Origin of the sequence: Shewanella sp. Sh95, from assembly GCF_001308045.1 — a bacterium.
Taxonomy (GTDB): domain Bacteria; phylum Pseudomonadota; class Gammaproteobacteria; order Enterobacterales; family Shewanellaceae; genus Shewanella; species Shewanella xiamenensis.
This window is the reverse complement of record NZ_LGYY01000095.1, coordinates 1-720: the sequence shown is the minus strand read 5'-3', so window position 1 is coordinate 720 and position 720 is coordinate 1. Positions and strand designations below refer to the sequence as shown.

General features: G+C 38.8%; 1 protein-coding gene. It reads right to left on the bottom strand.

Annotated elements, in window-relative coordinates:
• Positions 1-180: 180 nt before the first annotated feature.
• Positions 181-579, bottom strand: a complete 399-nt coding sequence (locus AEA42_RS06930; RefSeq protein WP_055647319.1) for a hypothetical protein — start codon at positions 577-579, stop codon at positions 181-183.
• Positions 580-720: the final 141 nt, after the last annotated feature.

The window sequence follows — 720 nt, the reverse complement described above, 5'->3', positions numbered from 1 at the left end:
TCAATCAGTGCCTTAGAGGCCAGCATCAAGCTGTTTAATCGTTTTAGGTGAAGTTCTGGGCAGTATTGGTGTAAAGAATGTTGTAGGATATTGGCTTCGCGCATCTTGTTGTCCAAGTGTAGTTTTTGGCGAAACCATTTGATCATGCAACAAGATGCGCTTCCACCCTAATTTGATGATTTATTTGTAAATCATCAGGGGATTCTTCAGCACAGAACCTGCTCGATAAGCAACATCAATCTGACCTTTATTATAGGATTGATGCATAGTGTCAGAAATCAGTTTTACAACTTCAGTTCCTTTAGGAACCAACACGTTGGTAACTTCATCATTGCGAGATTTAATCAATTTTACTACAGATTCAAAGTAATTATTGTAATCAACAATATCTTTGCGAATATCTGAAAGTTGTTGACTCAATTCAGGCTCGTTAATCTCCGTCATGGCTTTTTGAATGATGTCATTAAGAATAACATTACGTTCATTGAATACTTTATAAGCCGATTCATTCTTCTGAAAGATATAATCATAGGCCTGTATTTGAATTGTAAGCATATTAGCTTGGATGCGACCAGCCATATTAGAGTCACGCGCTGAAGGATCCCCTCATAAATCAGCCATAGCATAGCCATATTTGAGCAACTGATTGGCGAATAATACCCAGGCCGCCAGCAATTCTTTCTCCGTGATTTGATAATCAGGCCGCCTGAGTACCTCCAA

Coding starts and splice junctions, on each gene's coding strand:
- AEA42_RS06930 (WP_055647319.1), bottom strand. CDS start 579: ATGGCTGGTCGCATCCAAGCTAATATGCTTACAATTCAAATACAGGCC.